This window comes from Halomonas halmophila, from assembly GCF_006540005.1.
Lineage (GTDB): Bacteria > Pseudomonadota > Gammaproteobacteria > Pseudomonadales > Halomonadaceae > Halomonas > Halomonas halmophila.
Window position 1 is genome coordinate 26,963 of the sequence record NZ_BJOC01000034.1, and the last position, 19,588, is coordinate 46,550.

Consider the following 19,588-nt stretch of genomic DNA (forward strand, 5'->3'; position numbering starts at 1 on the left):
CGACGCATCGCGTCAGCGACGCACGCTGGCCAGCCACTGGGCGAGCAGGCGATCCAGCAACGGCGCCTGGCGATCGAAACGGCGCGTATCCGCCAGCATGGCCCGGCGCGACTGCACATAGGGGCCACTGCCCAGCGCCGGCAGGTGGTCCAGCATCGCCGCGGCGCTGGCGGGCGTGGCTTCGATGTGAAACAGCAGGCCGATCACGCGCTGCGCATCCCAGCTGAATCCCTGCATGGGGCCGGCCTCGCTGCCGCCCAGTGGCAAGGCGTCATCGGGCAGCGCAAAGATATCGCGATGCCACATGAACGCCTCGAAGGTCTCCGGCAGGTCGAAGGGGCTCTGCGGCGCCAGCCGGACGCTGTGCCAGCCGCTCGCGGCATGGGTGCCGCGCGATACCACCGCACCCAGGGCCTCGGCGATGCGGCGCGCCCCGTAGCCGACTCCCAGCAGGGGTTTACGGCCGTCCAGCGCCCGGTCAATCAGCTTGTTCTCGTGGTGCGGCCAGGTCGCTTGGGGGTCGACTTGCCCTTCGTCCGGGCCATCCAGCACGATAAGCCCGTCGGCATCCGCCAGGCGGGGCGTCAACTCGCCGTCATGCAGATGGAAAACGGTATGGCTATGCCCCATGCTATCCAGCCAGTCGGCGATTCGAGCGGGGCCCTGGTGCGGGCTATGCTGCAGCAGATGAAAATGCATGGCAGACCTCGACGATGGCATGAGTGACAGACCGGGAAAGCAGGTTACATGAAGCCAGCACTCAAGGAACAGATCCTCACCATCCTGGCCGAGATCCCGCCCGGCCGGGTCACCACCTACGGGCGCATCGCCGCCATGACCGAGGGCGCCACCCCACGCCTGGTCGCCAGGGCGTTGCGCGAGTTGCCGGCGGGCCACGGCCTGCCCTGGTTCCGCGTCATCACCGCGTCGCGCCGACTGGCCGATCACGGCGGTGCCGACGAACAGCGGCGCCGTCTGCTCGATGAGGGCGTGGCCTTCGACAGTCGCGGCCGGGTCGCCGCGGAACGCCTCTGGCCCTGAGCCCCATTTCACCAAGGAGAATGCATGTCGTCATCCACCGGCTTCTTTGATCAGCTGCAGGCCCTCACACCCGCCGGCCAGCAGGCCTTCATGGCGACGCTGTGCGAACGCCTGGTACCCAACTACGCGCTGTATGCCGAGACCACCGGCCACGGCGACCCCCAGGCCCTGCGCGCCGTCCTGGCATTGGTCTGGGAACAGCTGAGCGTCAAGGATGCCCGCATCGACTTCGACCGCCAGGCCGACAAACTGGCCGAGCTGGAGCCGCCCGCCGAGGACGACAGCTTCGGCGCCCGGCGCGCCCTGGAGGCCGTGGTCGCCCTCTCCGCCCTGCTCGATGCGTTGCGTGGCGAGTCACCGGGCTCGATCCTCGAGGTCAGCCGCACTTCGCGCGGCGGCGTGCGCGCCTTCATCGAACTGACCGAGGGTGAGGACGATGATGACAAGCTCGCCCAACTGACGCGGGAACACCCCTTGATGGCCGAGGAGAACGACTTTCAGGACGCCGCGCTCGAAGCCGCCCAGGCCAGACTCGACAAGGACGCCATCAAGGCAATGCGAAAGCTCGGGCGCAATGAAGGCGTCAGCAACCTGGGCCTGAGTGCCGACACCTGAGGCGCAGGATTCAACGCATGGCGCCCCTGCCATTCGGCAGCCCCGGCAACACGGACAAGACGACGGGAACCCCGCTCAGCATGCATATCCTGTACAAAGTCAAACAGCTGGTGGTACGCCATTTCATCGAGTTCAAATGGTATAACCTGCTGCTGGCCCTGCTGTTCTACCTCCTGGCGAGCTGGGTCCTGATGTGGCTTTCCGGCGAGCGCGAGATTGCGTCACCCGATCACTTCTTTTACTGGATCGTGGTCACGGCATCGACCGTCGGCTATGGCGACTTCTCCCCGGTCACCTCGGCAGGCAGATGGGTGACCAGCCTGTTCGTCATTCCGCTGGGGCTCGGGCTCTTCGGTATCCTCATCGGCCGCCTGGCGGCACATATTTCCTTTCTGTGGAGAAAAGGCGTGATGGGTCTGGATACGCTTGATTACGACCAGCACATCCTGGTGATTGGCTGGAACGAGGAGCATACGCTGCAACTGCTGAGGCTGCTGCTGCGCGAGCTCGAGTATCATGCCGACAAGCGCCCGCTGGCCTTGTGCGTGCGCACCGAGATGGAGAACCCCATCCCCGATCGTATCGGCTTCGTGCGGGTCTCGAGCTTCACCGACGAAGAAGGCATGCGGCGGACCGGCGTCGAGCGCGCGGCGCGGATCATCATCGACTGCCAGGACGACGACGCCACCTCCTCGGCCGCCCTCTTCGTCTGCAACGCCAATCCCGACGCCCACGTCATCACCTACTTCCACGACCAGCACATGGGCCAGCTGCTCAAGCGCCACCTGCCCAATATCGAGCCCATGCCGTCCGTGGCCACCGAAATGCTGGCCAAGGCCGCCATGGACCCGGGCTCCAGCCGCGTGCAGCACGAACTGCTGAGTGTCGATCAGGGCATGACGCAATATTCCATCGAGTATGCCGGCCAGCACAGCGTCGAGCTGAAAACGCTCTTCCACCTCTTCAAGGAGCGCTATGACGCCACCCTGATCGGCGTCGCCGCCAGCCACCGCGACCCCATCTCCATCAATCCCTCGCTCGCCATGTCGGTCGCGCCCGGGGCCGTGCTGTATTACATCGCCGATGAACGCATCAATGACTTCAACTGGGCGCTGGACGGCACCCGGACATGATGCACGAGGCCCTCAAGGGCGGGCACTCGAGCCCAAATTGAGTTTGGCCTCAGGGGGCAAATAAATCGTTGGTCGACGAGCCCTGCAGACGTCATTGTTGAGACATCGGAGACGGCCTCGTATCCGGCTCCGACGCCAACAATATTCGCCAGGGAGATTGCCCCATGACGCAACCCAACGTATTGGTCCTGATGGCCGACCAGCTCAATGGCACGCTGTTCGAGAATGGTCCTGCCGACTTTCTGCACGCGCCCAATCTCAAGAAACTGGCCAAGCGCGCGGTCAACTTCAACAACGCCTACACGCCGAGCTACCTGTGCGCACCGGGGCGTGCCGCCTTCATGTCGAGCCAGTTGCCGAGCCGCACCGGCGTCTATGACAATGCGGCGGAGTTTCCCTCCAGTGTTCCGACCTGGGCCCACCATCTGCGCCGTGCCGGCTACTCCACCTGCCTGTCGGGCAAGATGCACTTCGTCGGCCCCGATCAGCTCCACGGCTTCGAGACACGCCTGACCACCGATGTCTACCCGGCCGACTTCGGCTGGACGCCGGACTACACCCGGCCGGGCGAGCGCATCGACTGGTGGTACCACAATCTGGGCTCGGTGACCGGCGCCGGGGTCGCCGAGATTTCCAACCAGATGGAATACGACGACGAAGTCGCCTTCCACGCCGAGCAGAAGCTCTTCGACCTGTCGCGCGGTCATGACGACCGCCCCTGGGCCCTCTGCGTCAGCTTCACCCACCCGCACGACCCCTATGTGGCGCGCCGCAAGTACTGGGACCTGTACAACGACTGCGAGCACCTCGAGCCGCAACAGGGCGCCGTGCCGTTCGATGAGCTCGACCCGCATTCCCAGCGCGTCTTCGAGGCCAACGACTACACCAAGTTCGACATCCAGCCGCAGGATGTGCGCAACGCTCGCCAGGGCTATTTCGCCAACATCTCCTACATCGACGACAAGATCGGCGGTGTCCTGGATGTGCTCGAACGCACCCGCATGCTCGACAACACCATCATCGTGGTGTGTGCCGACCACGGCGACATGCTTGGCGAGAAGGGCCTGTGGTTCAAGATGAGTCCCTATGAAGGCTCTTCGCGCGTGCCGTTGATGCTGGCCGCACCGGGCCTGGAGCCGCGCAACGTCGAGGATCCGGTGTCGATCGTCGACATCAATACCACCATTGCCGACCTCGTCGGGATCGACCTGTCCTCGATCGCGCCCTACACCGACGGCCAGTCGCTGCTGCCCCTGGCGCGCGGCGAGAAACGCGAGGCGCCGGTCTACATGGAATACGCCGCCGAAGGCAGTTACTCCCCGATCGTGACCATCCGCGAGGGCAAGTGGAAGTTCAACCACTGCGAGATCGATCCGCCGCAGCTCTTCGACCTGGAAGCCGACCCATTGGAAACCCGCAACCTCGCGGAAGACCCCGACTACGCCGAGGTGCTGGCCGAGTATCAGGCCAAGGTGCACGAGCGCTGGGACATGGCCCGCTTCGATGCCGAGGTGCGCGCTTCCCAGGCCCAGCGCCTGATCGTCTACGAGGCGCTGCGCAACGGCCATTACTATCCCTGGGACTATCAGCCGCTGCAGGATGCTTCCGAGCGCTACATGCGCAATCACATGGACTTGAACGAGGTCGAGGAAGCCCAGCGCTACCCGCGGGGTGAGTAACCAGTGAACCGGGCAGGGTGCCAAGCCCTGCCTTGAAACGTCGGCCAGACCGGCATACAAAAGCGCCCGTACCAGCTGGTACGGGCGCTTTTATTGACGTTGGCAGCAGAGGCTGTCAGCCGCGGATATGGCGAAGCTCACCGTTCAGGCCGCGGATGATCGAGTAACACATCAGCAGCATCACGATGGAAAACGGAATCGCCGTTGCCGTGACACCGGCCTGCAGCGCCGACAAGCCACCACCGATCAGCAACACGATGGCAATCAGCCCTTCCACCGTGGCCCAGAACATGCGCTGAGGCCGCGGCGCATCGATCTTGCCGCCGGCCGTGATGGTATCGATCACCAATGAGCCGGAGTCCGAGGAGGTCACGAAGAAGACCAGCGCCAGGATGATGCCCAGTGTCGACATCACACCGGTCAGCGGCAGCTCATTGAGCATGCCGAACAGAGCCAGCTCTGGCTGGTAGCTGTCGATCACGTAGTCCTTGACCAGGCTCGCGGCAGGGTCGGCATACAGCTGCTCCAGTGCGGTGCTGCCGAACACGCCCATCCAGACGAAAATGAACAGGCTGGGTACCAGCAGCACACAGAGCACGAATTCACGCACGGTGCGGCCACGCGATACCCGAGCCACGAACATGCCGACGAAGGGCGCCCAGCTGACCCACCATGCCCAGTAGAACACCGACCAGGCCTGACGATAGGCATCATCCTCACGGCCGAACGGCGCCGAGAGCGGAATGAACTCCGTGACATAATGCTGAATGCCTGACCACATGCCGCTGACGGCAATCAGGGTGGGACCGGCCAGCAACACGAAAATGAAGAAGAATAGCGACGCGCCCATGTTGAGCTCGGAGAGTCGCTTCACGCCACCGTCCAGGCCACGCCATACCGACACCAGCGCCACGGCCGTGACCAGTGCGATGACGATCACCTGAGTGGTGGTGTTGACCTCGATACCAAAGACGAAATTCATGCCCGCATTGGCCTGCTGGGCACCCAGGCCGAGTGCCGTGGCCAGGCCGAACAGCGTGGAGAACACCGCCAGAATATCGATGGCGTGGCCCCACCAGCCCCAGACACGATCACCCAGGATCGGGAAAAAGACCGAGCGGATGGAAAACGGCAATCCCTTGTTGTAGGTGAAGATGGCCAGCGCCAGGGCCATCACCGCATACACGGCCCAGCCATGCAGTCCCCAATGCAGGAAGGTACCCGCCAGGCCCATGGCCGTGGCTTCGGGAATTGCCGAGGTATCCAGGCCACCTTCTTCACCGAAGGGCGACGTTATGCCCAGCGGCAGCGACACATTGGCGTGATACACCGGCTCCAGCACGCTGAAGAACAGCAGGGCGATCCCGATACCCGCCGTGAACAGCAGCGCGAACCAGGACAGATAGCCGTATTCCGGCCGGGCATCCGGGCCACCCAGGCGCACCTTGCCATGCGGCAGCACCACCAGGGTCAGGCAGAACAGGATGAAGAAATCCACCAGAATCATGAAGTACCAGTCCAGGGTGCCGGTCGAAAAGCTGACGATGGACTGGAAGAATTCGCCGGCGCGCTCGGGAAACATCAGGGTCAGTACGATGAAGACCACCGACGCCAGCGCGGAGACGATGAAGACCCGGTTGTGAATGTCGAAGCCGACAGGACCGATACTGCCTTCGATATTATCCTGTCCGACCACATAGTCGGTGTGCATATCGTCCGCGCCAGGCGGCGATAGCGGTTCTTTCGAGGAGCTCATATTAGGCTTCTCCTTGTCGTCGTTATCATGGTGATTGTTGTTTTGCAGTTTCGAGAGACGGCAGGCACGTCACACCTGCCAAGGGCAGAGCCCGCCAGCGCCGACGGCGATGGCGATGGCGGGCGGGGAAACCGATATATTCCGTTCTGGCGGAGTCCTAGAGGACGATCACCACCGGCTGCTCATCGCGAGGATCCTCGGTGACCAGGCCGACGCGCTGCAGGCGCGCCACCACGCTGGGTTTGGTCCAGGCCAGGTAGAGCTTTCCGCCGCGCGCATGGCAGCGGCGCGCCTGGCGCTGCAGCAGATGAATGCCACTCAGGTCGATGAAGTTGATGCCCGCGGCCAGGATCACCAGGTTGGGCTGGTCGACATATTCCAGCCGTTTGGCCACCGAGTCGCAGGCACCGAAAAACAGCGAGCCATCGATACGCAGAACCTGACAGCCCGCCTCACCGATGGTCTGCTGGAGCGTCGGCGGCGCCTGGTTCAGGTCACTCTCCACCACGGGCGGGCGCGTGGTGCGTCGCAGGTAAAAGATCAAGGACGCCAGCACGCCCAGATAGATCGCGAACTCCATCGCCAGCAACAAGGTGCTGAAGAAGGTGATCAGCAGCACCGTGGCTTCCGAATGACTCAGGGTCAGGGCCTCGCGAATGCTTTGCCGGTCGACCAGCTTGAAGGCGACCAGCAGCAGCTGTCCGGCAATGGCGGGCATGGGAATGAACTGCAGCAAGGGCGACGCCAGCAGCAGAATGGGTATCAGAAACAGGGCCGAGAACAGGGCTGCCATGGGCGAGCAGGCCCCGGCGCTGGCATTGAGCCCCGAGCGGGTCAGCGACCCCGAGGAGACATAGCCGGAAAAGAAGGCGCCCCCCAGATTGGCGATCCCCTGGCCGATGAACTCCTGATTGTTGTCGAGCCGCTGCCCCGTGCTGGCCGCAATGGCGCGCGAGATGGCCACGGCCTGCACCAGGCCGAGCAGGCCCAGCGCCATGGCGCCGGGCGTCAAGAGGCGCAGGTTTTCCAGCGACAGATCCGGCGCCGAGAGCGGCGGCAGTCCTGCCTGCACCTCGGTTACCCGCTGAATGCTCTGGCCCTGCGGATCGAGCCAGGCCGCCAGTAGCGTCGTCGCCAGAATCGCCACGATCATGCCCGGCCAGCGTGGCAACCAGCGCTGAAAGGCCAGGCAAATGAGAATGGTGGCCGCCGTGATCAACAGCGCTAGGGGCTGAATGGCATCGAGACGGGTCAGCAGCTGAGGCCATAACGACAGGAAATTGCCGTTTTCGACTGCCTCGAGGCCCAGTGCATGGGGCAGCTGGCTGGCGGCAATGATCAGCGCCGCCCCGGCCGTGAACCCCGTGATCACCGAATGCGAGACCAGTTCGACCAGAGCGCCCAGGCGCGCCACCCCCAGCAGAATCTGGAACACGCCCGCCAGAAAGGTCAGGGTCATCGCCAGGGTGATGAACTCGCTGGTTCCTGCTTCGGCGAAGGGCTGCAGGGTGGAAAACAGCGCGATCGACAAGGCCGCTACCGGGCCACTGACCATTTGCCGCGATGAGCCGAACAGCGCCGCCAGGATGACCGGCACGATGGCCGCATACAGCCCGTATTCCGGCGGCAGGCCGGCCAGCAGTGCATAGGCGACGCCCTGCGGCAGCACCAGCACGGCACCGGTCAGGCCAGCGATGGCGTCCGTGCGTAGCGAGCGCGGCGTCTGCCGGGGCATCCAGTCGAGAAACGGCAGATACCGGCGCAGCCGGGTGGATGCCGTGCGGTCCCCGCTGGCACCACGCATCAGGACTGCCCCGATAGCGCTCGCCGGGGGAGTACCGAGCAGCGGGGCAGGACGGAACCAGATCTGGATCGGATGAGCTTCATGGCTCGGTCAACGGCATGCATCATGAGGAATCACCCTACGAGGTAAGCCATTGTGGCGCTCACAACGGCGTTGTTTCGATGCATTCACAATGAAGGGGTAAAGCCTGTCATACCAATGATTTATTTGTACCCTGAGGCCAAGCAGAGGTTAGCCTAGCGCGTCATGCGCGGCCGCCGCCTCGGTGCCGAAGCCGGCGGGCAGGCGCTGCGGCGCTGTCATCAAATAGTAATGAGCGACAGCGCAGAGTAACCGGCTTGACCCTGACGGCTGGACCGGGAGCCGATCCCGTGGCCGGATGGCCATGATGCACCCCCTCTTGACTGGCTCGGCCGCGATGCCCCGCTGTTCCTGCACCGACAAGTTGATACCCTCTGCCTCATGACGACACTCATCACATTGCTGGAAGGCCTGGCCCTGCATTGCCGCTGGTGGTGTCGGGCCCTGGTTGCCTGGCGCGGCCCCCGTGCCCCCATGAGGCCACGCCGTGCCCTGCTGCTGGTACTCGGCATGCCCCTCTTCCTGCTGGTCCAGGGCGTTCATACCCTCTGCCTGTTGCTGGATGAGCTGCTGTTTCCGCGTTATCGCGGCGTGAGGGTCGGTCGAGCCCTGTTCATTACCGGCCTGCCGCGCAGTGGCACCACCTTCCTGCATCGCACCCTGGCCATGGACCGTCGAGGCTATACCACGCTCACCACCTGGGAAGCCCTGCTGGCGCCCTCGATCACGCAACGCAAGCTGCTACGCGGGCTCGGCAAGCTGGACCACGCCCTGGGAGGATGGGGGCGGCGCGGCCTGGACGCCATCATCCGGCGCGCGGTCGGTGACTTCGCCGCCATCCATGATGTCGGTCTACACGCCGCCGAAGAAGACTACCTGACGCTGTTGCCCGCCGGTGGCTGCTTCATCCTCATGCTGGTATTTCCGGGCAGCCCCGGCCTCTACGAGCTGGGCCACTTCGACCGCCGGATGAGTCCCGGACGGCGCCGGCGCCTGTTACGCTTTTACGAGCGCAGCCTGCAACGCCACTTGTATGCCGATGGGCAGCAACGTCGCCTGCTCTCCAAGAATGCCGCCTTCGGCTCCTGGCTGGACGGGCTCCGGCAGCAGTTTCCCGAGGCCCGCTTCATGGTCTGTGTGCGCGACCCCGTCGCGGCGCTGAGTTCCCAACTCAGTTCGGTTCGCAGCGCAGCCGAGCTGTTCGGCACCAAAGCAGACAGTGCGCGGTTTCAACACGACTTCCTCGCCATGTTCGGCGAGACACTCGACCACCTGAACGACACCCTGGCTGACGGGTCAATGTCCCAGGGAGCGGTCATCGACATGGACGACCTGCGTGAGCAGCCGTCACTCCTCATCACCCGAGCAATGGCATGGATCGGCGAACCAATGGGCCCGGAGCTGGCGCACCATGTACAGCAGTTGCCCGCCGGTACCGCGAGTCGGCACCAGCATACGGCCGAGTCACTGGCGATCCCGCGTGACACCATGGAAGCCGTCATGCAGCCGGCTTACCTGGGCCTCCTCGCCCTGCCTCAGCGAATCAGGATCAGCACGTGAACGAGACAGCCACCCCCTTACAGCCCGAGTCCGGCATCGCCGTGCACCAGTTGCGCATTGCCTTCTTCTCCGACTCCCTGGCCGAACGCAATGGCACCGGCTCCTACTACCACGACCTGATCGATCAACTGCGATCCCGCGTCGAATGTGTCGAGATCCTGCAGCCTGAAGCGTCGAACGGCTTCCACCCTTTCCGCTTCCCCCTGCCGGGCGATGCCACCCAGCATGTCGCGGCGCCCAACCCCGTCAGGATTCGCCGTACCCTGGCGCAGATTCGACCGCATGTCATCGTCAGCGTGACACCCGGCCCTTACGGCCTGCTCGGCCCCTGGATGGCCCGCCGCCATCAATGCGGCTTCATTTCCGCCTACCACACTCACTTCGAGGGCCTGGCCGACCTGTACTGGCGCCCCTTCAAGCGGCAACTGATCAGCGGCTGCCTGAGCTCCGCCAACCGCTTTCTCTGCCAACGCAGCAGCACGGTGCTGATCCACAATCAGGCGCTGGACGATACGGTCATGGGCCTGGGTGCCAGGCAATGCGATGTGATGGGCACCCCCCTGGCCCGCAACTTTGCGGAAACGCCACCCGCCCCGCTGCCGGAAGGCCTGCAGCAGGTCTGCTTCGCGGGCCGACTGGCGGCGGAAAAGAACATCGACACCATCCTCGAGGCCGCGCGCCACTGGCCGTCCATCCGCTTCGTGATCGGCGGCGATGGCCCTCTCAAGTCCCGGGTCGAAGCCGCCGCCAGCGAACTGCCCAACCTCGACTACCGGGGTTGGCTGTCGCGTGATGCATTACGCCAACTGATCGACGACTCCAGCCTGCTGGTACTGCCGTCTCACCAGGAGACCTTCGGTTCCATCGCCCTGGAAGCCATGGCACGCGGCCGCCCGGCACTGGTGTCCGACAACATCGGCATTCATGACTGGCCACAGCTCGCGACTGGACTTTGCAAGATCCATCACGGCGAAACCCTGAGCGATGCCATCGGCCGTCTACAGGCCAGCCCGCCCGGTTTCCTGACCGAGGTGGCCTCCCGCGCGCGGGAAGCTGCCCTGCAGCTCAATGACGACACGCTCGAGCAATGGCTTGGCGTACTGACCGCACAGGCCACCGCCCGACCATGAAAGCCCTGCTCTCGATCCACGATGTCATGCCGCACACCCTGCCGCGCGTCGCCTCGATCATCGACACGCTGAGAGCGCAGGGTCACGCGAACCTGACGCTGCTGGTCGTGCCCGGCAAGGACTGGCAGCCCAGCGACATCGCCACCCTCGCCCGCTGGCAGCAGGAGGGACTGGAGCTCGCCGCCCATGGCTGGCACCACCATGCCTGGCGGATCAAGGGGCTCCGGCATCGCCTGCACGCCGCCCTGCTCTCGCGTCACGCGGGGGAACACCTGGCGCTCGACGGCGACGCCATCGCCCGGCTCATGCAGGCCGCCGCCGACTGGTTTCCGCAACACGGCCTGGCATCCCCCAGCACCTATGTGCCACCCGCCTGGGCACTCGGCGCAATTCCGCGATCGCGCCTCATGACCCTGCCCTATCAACGCATCGAGGTCACACGCGGCATTATTGACCTGCAGAGTGGGCAGCTCGACAAGCTCCCGCTGGTCGGTTTCGAGGCCGACACGCGCTGGCGCGAGCAGGCACTCCGGACCTGGAACCGGCTCCAGATCCGCCAGGCACGACGCGGCGAACGCCCGCTACGCCTCAGCATTCACCCCTACGACCCCGAACTGCGCCTGGCACAGGACCTGCAACGCCTCATCGCCGAACCCTGGCAAGCCCTGCTTTACGACCAGCACCGTGGCTAGGCCGACATAGTCCCTGCGCCCGGCACCGATACATGCACACCGTTGCTGGCTAGATAGAGGGTGACCCGAAAGCATCTGATCCCTGCCGCTCTATGGCGAGAAAAAGCAACGTCGCACACATCGTCGAGGAGACTGACGGCAAGGCGCATGGCGTTGTCAGCGCGCGCCGGCCGTGAGGCCGAGTGGAGAAGGAGGGGATCAGGAAGGAATCTGTGCGTCGAATTGTACGCACACACAAAAAAACCGCCTTCGAGGGCGGTTTCTTGCGTTCTGCAATCTGTTAATCTGCTGGGAAAATTCCGATGGTGCCGACACCAGGAGTCGAACCCGGGACCTACTGATTACAAGTCAGTTGCTCTACCAACTGAGCTATGTCGGCTCGGAACGATCTCAGCTTGGGAAGCAGAACGTAAAAGCGTTGACGTGGCTGGGGTAGCAGGATTCGAACCTGCGCATGCTGATACCAAAAACCAGTGCCTTACCACTTGGCGATACCCCAGCAGTTGTGGTGGCCAGAGACGGAATCGAACCGCCGACACGAGGATTTTCAATCCACTGCTCTACCGACTGAGCTATCTGGCCCGCGCCAACGGTGCGTATTAAACCCTAAACCCTGTTTTGCGTCAACCTTTTCTGTTCAATTCTCTCTTCAGTGAGGTGACAGCGTCCCGCGATACGAACTGCCGCACCGACAGGGTCGGTTCCCGGCCGTCGGTCGCTCACCAGCGGCGGCCCCTCGCCGGATCACTCTTCAGGCGGCACATAGCCTTCCGCCTGGTCGGTCTCCTGGTTGTCGAAGAAGCGCTCCATCTGCTCCATCAGGTAGGCGCGGTCGGTGGCGTCGAGCATGTTGAGGTGCTTTTCATTGATCAGCCGCGTCTGCTGTGCCTGCCATTCGTCCCAGGCACGCTTGGAGACACTGGCCTGGATTTCGCGGCCTTTCTCGCCGGGCAGCGGCGGAAACGGCAGCGCCTCGAGCTCTTGCTGATACTTGCGGCAGAATACGGTTTGACTCATGGGGTGGCTCCTTGGCTGAAGCAGGGTCTCAATCCGGGGCAGAAGCGTGGCCTGCCGGGGCTGACAGGGTGAAGGGTTGCAACGCCTCCAGCAAGCCTTTCACCGGCGCGGCCAGGCCAATGCTGGCCGGCTCGGCCGGGTCGTACCAGTGCCAGCCTTCGGCGACGCTATCGAGCCGCGTCACCCTCGCCGGTTGCGGCGTGATTTCCAGACGAAAGTGGCTGAATACATGGGTGAAGGTGGCCCAGGCGGTGGCAAGCTCGGCCGTGCCGGCGTGCTGGTCGAGCCAGGCCTGCAGCGATGCCATGTCGTCGAACTGTGGCAGACTCCAGAGCCCGCCCCAGAGACCGCTGGACGGACGCTGCTGAAGCAGCACACGCCCCTGCTCGTCCTGCAGCAACAGCATCAGGGTCTGGCGCGTGGGGCTGGCCTTCCTGGGCTTGGGCTCCGGGAAGCGCTTCTGCTCGCCCCGGGCATTGGCCACACAGTCCGCTTCGAAGGGACAGCGGCCACATTCGGGCTGGCCACGACGACACAGGGTCGCGCCCAGGTCCATCATGGCCTGGGTGAAATCGACCACCCGCTGATGTGGCGTGTAATGCTCGGCCAGCGCCCACAGGCGGCGCTCCACGGCGGGACGGCCCGGCCAGCCTTCCACTCCATGCAGCCGGGTCAGCACGCGCTTGACGTTGCCATCCAGGATTACGGCCCGTCGGCCGGTGCTCTGGGCGATGATGGCCCCGGCCGTGGAACGGCCAATTCCGGGCAGCCCGGCCATGGCATCGAGACTGTGTACCGGAAATTCCCCATCATGCTCGTCCATGACGACGCGTGCCGCCTTGTGCAGGTTGCGCCCACGGGCGTAATAGCCAAGGCCGGTCCACAGATGCAGCACCTCGTCCTGCTCGGCCCCGGCCAGCGCGGCGACATCGGGAAAGCGCGCCATGAAGCGCTCGAAATAGGGGATGACCGTGGTCACCTGGGTCTGCTGGAGCATGATCTCCGAGACCCAGACCCGGTAGGGCGTTCGCTGTTGTTGCCATGGCAGGTCATGCCGCCCATGGACATCAAACCATTCCAGCAGACGACGCTGAAAGGTCTCGGGCGGCAGGATGGCGGGCGTTGTCTCGGTCATGTTCTGGCTCGACACGCAAAAAAGCGCCGATCACGGGGACCGGCGCAGGGACTGGCTTACTGGTTGCTCAATTCAATAGACTCTCGATGGCGCCACGAAGTTCACTGCCCGCCTTGTTTTCGAGTTGATCCATGGCATCGTCGAGACGCTCGTTGACCGCTTCACCGGCGCGCTCGGTCACTTCCTGACGCAGCAGCTCGCCCAGGGCGGCCTGCAACGCCTGGCGATCAAACCGGCACCACTCGGCACTGTCACCACTCAGTTGCCCCTCGCAATGCACCGGGAACGGCACGCCCTGGAGACGAGGACTGACCTCGCAGGCCGCATCCACCGTCTCGGTAAAGCGCGCCTTGGCCGTGAGATCGAAACGTTCGCTGGCCACATCGAGCTGACCCTGGCCACTGACACCGATCCCCGGCAGCGACGCCTCAAGGTCATCGCTGGTCGCCACGCCATCGCGAATCCGGAAGCTGGCCTCGGCCTGCTGAATCGGCGTCCCCGGCTGCCATTCGCGGCTGGTGCTCTCGCCCTCGATACGCGCCACCGTGGTGCACAGCTGGCGGGAGATATTGACCTCGCTGAGCTGCCCCTTCTCGAGTCGGGCATCCAGCTGGCCGTTCAAGCCACGCTTCAATTCATTGAGGGTGTTGCCGCGGCTCTCGAGCGCACCGCTGCTCTGCAGCCGCCCCTGGATGGCCGAGGGCTGTTCGTTCAGCGACTCCATCAGGCTGCCCAGGCGCACATTGCTGACCGTCGGCGACAGCTGCCATGCCAGCGGCGTGTCCCGCGCATCGAGGCTGCCGGTCGCCGCCAGTTGGCCTTCATGGAAGCCGGCCTCGAAGTGTGTCAGCCGGTGCTGACCCTGCTCACCCTCCAGGCGCAGCACCACATCCCGGAAGTTCTGCTGCAGCAGCTGCAGCTCGCCGAGTTCGAGGCTGGCATCGAGATCCAGTTGCGCCAGCCAGTCAGCCGGCAACAGACCCGAGGCCGACTGGGCATGAGCGCGCTCGACCAGGTTCAGGCCGGCGGTGTCCTGGGTCTCGGGGGGCGGCAGATAATCATCCAGGTTCAGGCTGTCGCCCTGCAGATCGAGAGTCAGGCTCGAGGCATCAAAGCGCCCCGCCAACTGCCCATTGAAGGTGCTGCCATCGAGCTTCAGCGTCAGGTCCTGCAAGGCGATGTGCTCGAGATCCCCCTCCACCGAGCTGCTCAGCCCTATCTCACCGAAAGCGTCGTCACTGGAGGTCGTCGGCATGGCCTGCAGCCGGCTCAGCCAGGGACGCAGCGAGAGAGTCGCCAGGCTTGCCTGACCACGATAGACAGGCGCCGAGAGCAGCTCGCTGAACCTGAGGTTACCGGTCAGCTCGAGGCCATCGGGACCGGTCAGCTCGACCTCGCGTAGATGAGCACTATGTTCCTCAAGATCGGCATCCAGTTGAAAGCCCATGGCCAGTGGCAGACGCTTCTCGCCGAGCCGCGGGTCGAGCAGGCTGACATCCAGCTGCCCATCGGTCAGCTGGAGCTGCTGCTGGTCCAGGTCGAGGATCGCCTCGGCGGCATTCAGGCTGGCCTTCTGCGCCGACTCATCGCCCGCGAAGCGCGATTCGGCCTGCAGGGCCAAGTCCTGAAGCACATGTCGCCCCTCGGCCAGGCCCAGGTCGACCTGTGTCTTGAGCGTGACATCACTGATCAGCAGCGGCGCCTCATTGGCCTTGTTGTCGTCGAGAATCAGGCGCAGGCTGGCATTGAGCGGGAACGCCTGATCCGGGTTGACGTTGCTGCCGGTTACGTTGAGCTGCTGCAGAGTCATTTCGCGGCCTGTCTGCAGGTCCCGGTAATTGACCTGCCCCTGGCGCACCTGAACGCTGGCGATATTGAGTGCAACTGACAGGGCACTGCCATCCGCCTCTGGATTGGGCCCGGCGCTGGCCGGCGCCAGGGCCTGCTCGGCCTGCTCACCGCGTTCACGCAGACGCTCCATCAGCACCTGCCAGTTGCCGCGACCTTCGGCATCGCGTACCAGGTTGAGGCGCAGGCCATCAATGGTCAGACCCTCGATGGCAATCTCGCCGCCCAGCAGTGGCGCGAACGCCAGGCTGACCTCGCCATGCTCGAAGGCGGCAAAGGGCCGCTCCTCGGGTGGCTGATCCGGCAGCCGCGCTTCGGCCGACTCCACACTGACCCCCAGGCGCGGGTAGAAGGACCAGCTGAGCGGCCCTTCCAACTCCAGCTCCAGGCCGCTGTGCTCGCGCACCACTTCGATGAGACGCGGTTTGAGATCTTCCGGATCGAAGAAGGTGGTCACGAACACCACCGCTGCCACCGCGACCAGGCCAAGAATGCCGATGGTCGCTAACAGGGTACGCAAGATTCGCTTCATGGCCCGGCTCCTTTGGGCGGCAGGTCGAGTTCGAAATAATCACCCGTCTGTGTCAGGCGATAGCCCAGGCGTCTCAGCAGCAGCTGGTCGGCCATGTCCAGCTGCGAGCTTATCACGCGCAGCTCACGCCCTTCCTGGCTGGCCGACTGGTGCGTCAGGGTGAGCAGTCGCGAGCCGACACCGCGGCGCCGGGTCGACTTGCGCACGCACAGGTGGCCGAGCCACCAGGCCTCGGGGTGGGGCGTCACGGCCACCGCCCCGAGCAGCCGGTCATTGAAGTGCGCGCAGCAGAAAAAGCGTGCCGCCTCGGCCAGATGCTCGCTCACGAAGTCCTCCGGCGCCTGCGGCATGCGCTCGGCGGGAGCATCCACGTAAATGCGCACCAGGTCGGTACGCACCTGGGCATCCGACTCCCAGGTTGCCTGATCGACTCGCTGAAGCGTGACCGGCATGCAGAGTCCTCCCGTTAAAGGCAGCGGATACCGCGACGGCGGAATAGCTGGCATTGTAGCGGATCGGGGTCGCGTTTCACTATAATGGCGAGGTTGCGTCGACATCCCCGGCATCGGCGCGACTCGGGCCCCTGCGGCCGGTCTTATTCTGACAAGCGCCAAGGCGCTGGAGATTCAACATGTCCGAGCGTACTGCCACGGTCACCCGCGACACCAAGGAAACCCGGATCACGGTCGCCATCGACCTCGATGGGCAGGGGCAGCTCAGCGGCGAGTCCGGCGTGCACTTCCTCGATCATATGCTCGACCAGGTGGCACGTCATGGCTTGATCGACATCGACATGCAGGTTAGCGGCGACCTGCACATCGACGCTCACCACACCGTCGAGGATCTGGGCATCACGCTCGGCCAGGCCTTCGCCGGGGCCATCGGCGACAAGCGCGGCATCTACCGCTACGGCCACGCCTATGTACCACTGGACGAAGCCCTGTCGCGAGTCGTGATAGACTTCTCGGGTCGCTCCGGCCTGTTCATGAATGTCGAGTTCACGCGTGCCGTGCTGGGCCAGATGGACACTCAACTGTTCCAGGAGTTCTTTCAGGGCTTCGTCAATCATGCCGGCGTGACGCTGCATATCGACAACCTGAAAGGCTTCAATGCCCACCACCAGGCGGAAACCATCTTCAAGGCCTTCGGCCGCGCCCTGCGCATGGCCGCCGCCGAGGACCCGCGCATGACAGGCCGCATGCCGTCTACCAAGGGTAGCCTGTGACGCCGGCAAGCACGACAAACGCCAAGCACCGCGCAACAGAGTGGTTCATCCGGCCAGCTCTTCAAGCCGTGCTTCCTAAACCCGTCGACTGATACGAGGAAGACCCCATGACCATTGCCGTCATCGACTACGGAATGGGCAACCTGCATTCCGTCGCCAAGGCATTGGAGCACGTGACCCATGAAAACGTCGTGATCACCCGTGACGCGCGGCGCATCCATGGTGCCACGCGGCTGGTGCTGCCCGGCCAGGGCGCCATTCGCGACTGCATCGGCGAGCTCGAGCGCACCGAACTGCGCGGCATGGTCGACGAGTTGCTGGCTGCTCAGAAAAAGCCCTTGCTGGGCATCTGCGTCGGTCAACAGATGCTTCACGAGCACAGCGAAGAAAATGGCGGCGTCGACTGCCTGGGCTTCATGCCCGGCGAGGTGCGCCGCTTCCCGGTCGACATGAGCGACGAGAGCGGCAACCGCTGCAAGGTTCCCCACATGGGCTGGAACCTGGTGCACCAGCATCAGAAGCATCCGCTCTGGGAAGGCATCGACCAGAACGAGCACTTCTACTTCGTGCACAGCTACTACGTCGAGGTCGATGACGACAGCGTGCTGTTCGGCGCCACCGATTACGGCCGCGTCAACGCCCATGTGGCCACCGGGCGCGATGCCACCTTTGCGGTGCAGTTCCATCCGGAAAAGAGCTCCCGGGCCGGCCTCAGGCTGCTCGAAAACTTCGTCCAATGGATGCCCTGAACGGCGCCCGCGCTGGAGGATTCAACATGCTGGTAATTCCCGCCATCGACCTCAAGGATGGCCAATGCGTTCGCCTCAAGCAGGGGCGCATGGACGACGCGACCACCTACGGTGACGACCCCGTGGCCATGGCGGCCCGCTGGGTCGAGGCCGGTGCCCGGCACCTGCACCTGGTCGACCTCAACGGCGCCTTCGAAGGACGGCCGATCAACGGCGACGCCGTCACCGAGATCGCCCGCGCCTACCCGAAGCTGCCGATTCAGATCGGCGGCGGCATTCGCAGTGCAGCCACCATCGAGCACTACCTGGACGCCGGCGTGTCCCAGGTCATCATCGGCACCAAGGCGGTCAAGGAGCCGGACTTCGTCACCCAGATGTGTCGCGCCTTCCCGGGCCACATCACTGTCGGCCTGGATGCCCGCGATGGTTTCGTGGCCACCGACGGCTGGGCCGAGGTATCGACGCTCAAGGCCACCGAGCTGGCCAAGCGCTTCGCCGACGACGGTGTCTCGGCCATCGTCTACACCGACATCGCCCGGGACGGCATGATGGGCGGCGTCAACATCGAAGCCACCGCCGAACTGGCCCGCCAGGGCGGCCTGCCGGTAATCGCCTCCGGCGGCGTCACCAACCTGGATGACCTGCGCGCCCTGATCGAGGCCGAGGAGCCGGGTATCCTCGGCGCCATCACCGGCCGCGCCATCTACGAAGGCAGCCTGGACGTGGCCGCAGGCCAGCGGCTGTGCGACGAACTCACCCGCCACCGAACCGGGAGCTGAATCATGGGACTCGCCAAGCGCATCATTCCCTGCCTGGACGTCGACGCAGGCCGGGTGGTCAAGGGCGTCAACTTCGTGGGTATCCGCGATGCCGGCGACCCGGTGGAAGTCGCCCAGCGCTACAACCACCAGGGCGCCGATGAGATCACCTTCCTCGACATCACCGCCAGCCACGAGGACCGCGCCACCACGGTGGAAATGGTCGAGCGCATCGCCGGAGAGGTCTTCATTCCATTGACCGTGGGCGGCGGCATTCGCACCTGCGATGACATCCGCACCATGCTCAACGCCGGCGCCGACAAGGTCTCGATCAATACCGCCGCCGTGCACGACCCCGACTTCGTGTACGAGGCCGCCGAACGCTTCGGCAGCCAGTGCATCGTCGTCGCCATCGACGCCAAGCGAGTCTCCGCGGACGGCGAGACCCCGCGCTGGGAAATCTTCACCCATGGCGGACGCCGCCCCACCGGCCTCGACGCCGTGGAGTGGGCACAGAAGATGGTCGAACTGGGCGCCGGCGAGCTGCTGCTGACCAGCATGGACCGCGACGGCACCCGTCAGGGCTTCGACATCGGTGTGACGCGTGCCATCAGCGACGCGGTCAGTGTGCCGGTGATCGCCTCCGGCGGCGTCGGCACCCTCGACCACCTGGTGGAGGGCATCAAGGATGGCGGTGCCGACGCGGTGCTGGCGGCCAGCATCTTTCACTTCGGTGAATACAGCATCCCCGAAGCCAAGCGTCACATGACCGACAACGGCATCGAGATGCGTCGCTGAGCCTGCCCCGGCCGACTCAGAGGGTGTTTACAAAC

General features: G+C 64.5%; 18 protein-coding genes and 3 tRNA genes. 11 read left to right on the forward strand and 10 right to left on the reverse strand.

Features of this window, described 5'->3' with window-relative positions; translation table 11 throughout:
- Positions 1-12 precede the first annotated feature (12 nt).
- Positions 13-699, reverse strand: a complete 687-nt coding sequence (locus tag HHA01_RS12060) for a type 1 glutamine amidotransferase (RefSeq protein ID WP_141321023.1) — start codon at positions 697-699, stop codon at positions 13-15.
- Between the two features lie 48 nt (positions 700-747).
- Between HHA01_RS12060 and HHA01_RS12065 the strand changes: the two genes are divergently transcribed.
- From HHA01_RS12065 to betC, 4 genes are all read left to right on the forward strand, one after another.
- Positions 748-1,041, forward strand: a complete 294-nt coding sequence (locus HHA01_RS12065) for an MGMT family protein (protein WP_141321025.1) — start codon at positions 748-750, stop codon at positions 1,039-1,041.
- Positions 1,042-1,065: 24 nt separating this feature from the next.
- Complete coding sequence (locus HHA01_RS12070; RefSeq protein ID WP_141321027.1) at positions 1,066-1,656, forward strand: YjaG family protein; 591 nt, start codon at positions 1,066-1,068, stop codon at positions 1,654-1,656.
- 17 nt (positions 1,657-1,673) lie between these two features.
- Complete coding sequence (locus HHA01_RS12075) at positions 1,674-2,789, forward strand: potassium channel family protein (RefSeq protein WP_246053897.1); 1,116 nt, start codon at positions 1,674-1,676, stop codon at positions 2,787-2,789.
- A gap of 164 nt (positions 2,790-2,953) precedes the next feature.
- Positions 2,954-4,468: a choline-sulfatase gene (gene betC / locus HHA01_RS12080; protein WP_141321029.1), complete on the forward strand. Its 1,515-nt coding sequence runs from the start codon at positions 2,954-2,956 to the stop codon at positions 4,466-4,468.
- 115 nt (positions 4,469-4,583) lie between these two features.
- On the opposite strand, the gene HHA01_RS12085 is transcribed toward betC, so the two are convergent.
- Both HHA01_RS12085 and HHA01_RS12090 read right to left on the reverse strand, forming a co-directional pair.
- The gene (locus HHA01_RS12085; protein ID WP_246053898.1) at positions 4,584-6,224 is read right to left on the reverse strand and encodes a BCCT family transporter; all 1,641 of its coding nucleotides are present in this window, start codon (positions 6,222-6,224) and stop codon (positions 4,584-4,586) included.
- A 157-nt stretch (positions 6,225-6,381) separates the two neighbouring features.
- Positions 6,382-8,028, reverse strand: a complete 1,647-nt coding sequence (locus HHA01_RS12090; protein WP_141321031.1) for a SulP family inorganic anion transporter — start codon at positions 8,026-8,028, stop codon at positions 6,382-6,384.
- Positions 8,029-8,490: 462 nt separating this feature from the next.
- On the opposite strand from HHA01_RS12090, the gene HHA01_RS12095 reads away from it, so the two are divergent.
- The 3 genes from HHA01_RS12095 to HHA01_RS12105 are packed head-to-tail and all read left to right on the forward strand — an operon-like array spanning position 8,491 to position 11,491.
- Positions 8,491-9,669, forward strand: coding sequence for a sulfotransferase (locus tag HHA01_RS12095; protein WP_141321033.1), 1,179 nt, complete (start codon positions 8,491-8,493; stop codon positions 9,667-9,669).
- Complete coding sequence (locus HHA01_RS12100) at positions 9,666-10,799, forward strand: glycosyltransferase (protein WP_141321035.1); 1,134 nt, start codon at positions 9,666-9,668, stop codon at positions 10,797-10,799. Before HHA01_RS12095 ends, HHA01_RS12100 begins: the two co-directional genes overlap by 4 nt.
- Complete coding sequence (locus HHA01_RS12105; protein ID WP_218023809.1) at positions 10,796-11,491, forward strand: polysaccharide deacetylase family protein; 696 nt, start codon at positions 10,796-10,798, stop codon at positions 11,489-11,491. Before HHA01_RS12100 ends, HHA01_RS12105 begins: the two co-directional genes overlap by 4 nt.
- A gap of 303 nt (positions 11,492-11,794) precedes the next feature.
- Here HHA01_RS12105 and HHA01_RS12110 read toward each other — a convergent pair.
- From HHA01_RS12110 to HHA01_RS12140, 7 genes are all read right to left on the reverse strand, one after another.
- Positions 11,795-11,870: transfer RNA gene (locus HHA01_RS12110), tRNA-Thr, on the reverse strand.
- Positions 11,871-11,915: 45 nt separating this feature from the next.
- Positions 11,916-11,990 (reverse strand) — tRNA-Gln (locus tag HHA01_RS12115).
- A gap of 7 nt (positions 11,991-11,997) precedes the next feature.
- Positions 11,998-12,073: transfer RNA gene (locus HHA01_RS12120), tRNA-Phe, on the reverse strand.
- A 162-nt stretch (positions 12,074-12,235) separates the two neighbouring features.
- Positions 12,236-12,508: an oxidative damage protection protein gene (locus HHA01_RS12125; RefSeq protein ID WP_141321039.1), complete on the reverse strand. Its 273-nt coding sequence runs from the start codon at positions 12,506-12,508 to the stop codon at positions 12,236-12,238.
- Between the two features lie 28 nt (positions 12,509-12,536).
- Positions 12,537-13,643, reverse strand: a complete 1,107-nt coding sequence (gene mutY, locus HHA01_RS12130; RefSeq protein WP_141321041.1) for an A/G-specific adenine glycosylase — start codon at positions 13,641-13,643, stop codon at positions 12,537-12,539.
- 67 nt (positions 13,644-13,710) lie between these two features.
- Complete coding sequence (locus tag HHA01_RS12135) at positions 13,711-16,023, reverse strand: AsmA family protein (RefSeq protein WP_141321043.1); 2,313 nt, start codon at positions 16,021-16,023, stop codon at positions 13,711-13,713.
- Entirely contained in the window at positions 16,020-16,475 is a 456-nt protein-coding gene (locus HHA01_RS12140) for an acetyl-CoA sensor PanZ family protein (RefSeq protein WP_141321044.1), read from the reverse strand. The genes HHA01_RS12135 and HHA01_RS12140 overlap by 4 nt, the downstream gene beginning before the upstream one ends.
- A 179-nt stretch (positions 16,476-16,654) precedes the next feature.
- Between HHA01_RS12140 and hisB the strand changes: the two genes are divergently transcribed.
- The 4 genes from hisB (at position 16,655) to hisF (ending at position 19,553) form a co-directional block, all read left to right on the forward strand.
- A complete protein-coding gene (gene hisB / locus HHA01_RS12145; RefSeq protein ID WP_141321046.1) occupies positions 16,655-17,248 on the forward strand; it encodes an imidazoleglycerol-phosphate dehydratase HisB in 594 nt (197 codons plus the stop codon).
- A gap of 107 nt (positions 17,249-17,355) precedes the next feature.
- Entirely contained in the window at positions 17,356-17,997 is a 642-nt protein-coding gene (gene hisH, locus HHA01_RS12150) for an imidazole glycerol phosphate synthase subunit HisH (protein WP_141321048.1), read from the forward strand.
- Positions 17,998-18,023: 26 nt separating this feature from the next.
- Positions 18,024-18,776 carry a 1-(5-phosphoribosyl)-5-[(5-phosphoribosylamino)methylideneamino]imidazole-4-carboxamide isomerase gene (gene hisA, locus HHA01_RS12155; protein WP_141321050.1) on the forward strand — a complete coding sequence of 251 codons (753 nt, stop codon included), beginning with the start codon at positions 18,024-18,026 and terminating at the stop codon, positions 18,774-18,776.
- Positions 18,777-18,779: 3 nt separating this feature from the next.
- On the forward strand, positions 18,780-19,553 hold the full coding sequence (hisF, locus tag HHA01_RS12160; RefSeq protein ID WP_141321052.1) for an imidazole glycerol phosphate synthase subunit HisF: 774 nt from the start codon (positions 18,780-18,782) through the stop codon (positions 19,551-19,553).
- The last annotated feature ends 35 nt before the right edge of the window (positions 19,554-19,588 follow it).